The organism is Mycobacterium sp. TH-M11, assembly GCF_057473725.1.
Map to the genome: position 1 here is coordinate 1 of NZ_JBYCLD010000249.1, position 3560 is coordinate 3560.

Sequence of the window (3560 nt, forward strand, 5' to 3'; positions counted from 1 at the left end):
CCGGAGTCCACACGGTGGGCGTGCCGGAGCGGCGGGGTTTGCCGGAGAGCACCCGCTCCATCTCCGACCAGCCCGGCGGACCGTTGCTCCATCCCACCTCGCCAGTGTATCGAATGTATGTTCGGATATCTCACCCGATGACGATCAGCTTGCCGTCGACCGGCTTCCCTTGCACTGCTGGGCAGTACACCACCAGAACATCTTTGACAGGGCTTGGGGAAACTCTCAGAGATTCTCAGGCAGCCGGCTTCTGTACGCCTGCCGACGGTACTTCAACTACGTTGCCACACAACCGACCCCAGTTGTTTACACGATTTAATCTCGGCGCCACCTCCCGCCGAGGGCACCGGCGAATAATCGTGCGAAGTCCCAGAGCTTGAATGGCGGTGTCGATTCGTGGAGCAACTCAATACTCTCGATGCAGGCTTCCTCATGGCCGAAGATTCGGACCGTAACGTCAGTCTGGCAATCGGTGGAATCGCCATCATCGACGGCGCGGCCCCGGCGTATGAACAATTCAAAGCTGTTCTGGCAGAGCGTGTTCGATCAGTCCCTCGATTCACGCAGATGCTGCGCACCCAGCCTTTCGATGTCGGCGCACCGCAGTGGGTCGACGATCCGGCATTCGACATCAGCCGTCATGTGCGGCGCATAGCAGTCCCGCGGCCAGGTGATGACACCGAACTGTTCCAGGTTGTCGCCGACGTGCTGGAGCGCCGACTCGACCGCGACCGCCCGCTGTGGGAATGCTGGGTCATCGAAGGCCTGAAGGGCAAGCGATGGGCGATCCTGATGAAGGTCCACCACTGCATGGCCGATGGGATCTCGGCGATTCGCATCCTCGCCCGGCTGTGCGACGAGGTCGACGGCGATATGTTCACCCGGCCCGCCGCGAAGCGGGCAGGCCGGCACCCACACTTGACACCGGTACCCGAGCGAGCATCGCGCACCAACCCGCTGAGCGATCTCTGGCGGACCGCCACCGGGATCACCGGCATGGCGACCCGAACGGTCAGCGGCGCGACCGAGATCGCCGCCGGTCTGATGCGTCCGACCGCGGGATCGTCGCTGGTCGGCCCGGTTACCTCGATGCGGCGCTATTGTGCGGTCCGCGTCCCACTCGCCGATGTCGAGCAGGTCTGCCGCAAGTTCGACGTCACTGTCAACGACGTCGCGCTGGCCGCGATCACCGAAGGCTATCGATCCGTTCTGCTGCACCGCGGCGAAAAACCCCGCCCGGATTCGCTGCGCACCCTGGTACCGGTTTCGGTACGCTCGCCCGACTCCGCAGACAAGCCGGGTAACCGAATCTCGATCATGCTGCCCTATCTTCCGGTCGACGAAGACGACCCGATCCAGCAGTTGCGCGCAGTGCACGCCAGGCTGACCCGGACCAAGCAGGGCGGCCAGCGCCAGGCCGGCAACGTGGCGGTCTCGATAACCGGCTTCGTCCCATTCATGTTGTCCTCGTGGCTGATTCGACTGATAACCCGCCTACCGCAACGCGGCATCGCGACGCTGGCAACCAATGTCCCGGGCCCCCACCGACGGCTGCAGATGATGGGCCGCACAGTCAGCCGGCTGCTGCCCATTCCGCCGATCGCCCTGCAGCTGCGCACCGGTATCGCCGTGATGAGCTACGCCGACGACCTGGTATTCGGTATCACCGCCGACTACGACGCGGGAGCCGACATCGACGAGTTGGCCGACGGCATCAAAATCGGGGTCGCGCGCCTGGACATGCTCAGCCACGACTCGGTCCTGCTGTTCGACAAGAAATCGGTCTGACCCACAGCGACTAACCTGACTAGCGGCGCCGCATCCGCGGCCCGGGAAGGCGGGAATGTCGGTCATCATCGACCCACGTCGCCTGGATGCCGTGTTGTTCGACGCCGAGCCCGAGCCCGCGTTCGTGGCACGACTCAACGACGCAGGTGTGCGCCCCGCTGAATCAGATCCCGCCTCGTTCGTCGAGTCGGCCGACCGCCTCGGGACACGACCGGGCCGCTGCGCAGTCGTCGCGTCCACCGACAAAGCGGCGGCGACCGCGCGAGCCGCCGGCTTCGCACTGGTGATTACCGACCCCAACGACGTCGCCGTTCGCACCGGGGATCGGCCGATGTCCGAACTGCCCGACGCTGTGCAGGCGCTCGATGCCATTGCCAGGCCCGCGGCGTTCTACGACTTCGACGGCACACTGTCCGAGATCGTCAACGACCCGGACTCCGCGCGACTGGTCGACGGCGCAGCCGAGGCGCTGACCGCGCTGAGTGCTCAATGCCCGGTGGCGATCCTGAGCGGCCGCGACCTGGCCGACGTTCGGCAGCGGGTCGGCCTGCCCGGCCTGTGGTACGCGGGCAGCCACGGCTTCGAGCTGACCGGGCCCGACGGCGTGCACCACCAGAATGCCGAAGCAGCACAGAGCATTCCGGTGCTGGCAGCAGCCGCCACAGCGCTGGCCCGCCAACTCGGCGAGGTTGCGGGAGTCGTCGTGGAACACAAGCGATTCGGCGTCGCCGTGCACTACCGCAATTCCGCGCGTGACCGGGTCGGCGAGGTGGCCGCGGCGGTGCGAAGCGCCGGGCATCGGACCGGCCTGCGCGTGACGACCGGTCGTGAAGTCATCGAACTTCGTCCAGATGTCGACTGGGACAAGGGAAAAACGTTGCGCTGGGTGCTCGACTACATCCGCGGCAACGAAGGCCCGCTGCTGCCGGTCTACCTCGGCGACGACATCACCGACGAGGATGCCTTCGACGCGGTCGCCGACAACGGCATCGCCATCCTGGTGCGGCACAGCGACGACGGCGACCGCGCTACCGCGGCCCATTACGCGCTGGACAACCCCGAGCGGGTGCGGGAATTCACCGAGCGGCTGGCACAGCGACTCGCGGACTGATCACAGGACCGCTTGCGACTGAATAGTTTTGGCGGCCAGCTTGCCGCTGTCGCCGCGAATCTCAGTCTCGACCACAATGACTCGCCGCCCGACGTGCAAGGGACGGCTGTGCGCCTTGACCGTGCCGGAGCCAGTCGCGGCGAGAAAATTGGTCTTGGATTCGATGGTCGTGGTCCCACCGGCGCCGTCGGGAAGATTCAGGAATGCGCAGACCGCGCCGGAGGTGTCCGCGAGCGCCATCACGATGCCGCCGTGCAGCACGCCTCCGCCGGTCGTCAAGTTCGGGGCCCAATCCAGGCTCAGCACAACTTCATCCGGACTCGCGGTGTCGGCGGTGATGCCCAGCGTGACGGCCAGCGGGACCAGTCCGTGGATCATTTCGGTGGCGGCGGTGTCGGTCATCGGCTCACTTTCCTAGTGCCCGCAACGTCGCGGCGGTGTCCGCGTCGGCGGGATAAAACGGTTCGATCGCCACGTCGACAGATCGGCTAACCCTCGATGTACTCCACGGCGCCGTCTTCGAGCACCAGCCGGGCGTTGCTGCCGTCGGGCCCGGCCGCCTCGGTGCGGAACACCGCCTTGCCGGGCCCGGTGCGCCAGATCAAGGTGGTCAGCGTCTCCCCGGGAAACACCGGTTTGGTGAATCGTGCGTCGATGGCGG

The 3560-nt window shown here is 66.0% G+C and carries 4 protein-coding genes; 2 read left to right on the forward strand and 2 right to left on the reverse strand.

The window, feature by feature from the left end; translation table 11 throughout:
- The first annotated feature begins 396 nt into the window (after positions 1-396).
- Both AC2VOG_RS10385 and otsB read left to right on the forward strand, forming a co-directional pair.
- Positions 397-1788 (forward strand): WS/DGAT/MGAT family O-acyltransferase, encoded by a 1392-nt coding sequence (locus tag AC2VOG_RS10385; RefSeq protein WP_486939812.1) that lies wholly within the window; start codon positions 397-399, stop codon positions 1786-1788.
- A 55-nt stretch (positions 1789-1843) separates the two neighbouring features.
- Positions 1844-2899, forward strand: a complete 1056-nt coding sequence (gene otsB / locus AC2VOG_RS10390) for a trehalose-phosphatase (protein ID WP_486939813.1) — start codon at positions 1844-1846, stop codon at positions 2897-2899.
- Here otsB and AC2VOG_RS10395 read toward each other — a convergent pair whose 3' ends face one another.
- Positions 2900-3301 (reverse strand): PaaI family thioesterase, encoded by a 402-nt coding sequence (locus AC2VOG_RS10395; RefSeq protein ID WP_486939814.1) that lies wholly within the window; start codon positions 3299-3301, stop codon positions 2900-2902. It lies immediately after the preceding gene.
- Positions 3302-3387: 86 nt separating this feature from the next.
- The coding region (locus AC2VOG_RS10400) for a hotdog family protein (RefSeq protein ID WP_486939815.1) at positions 3388-3560 on the reverse strand (173 nt) is incomplete at its 5' end.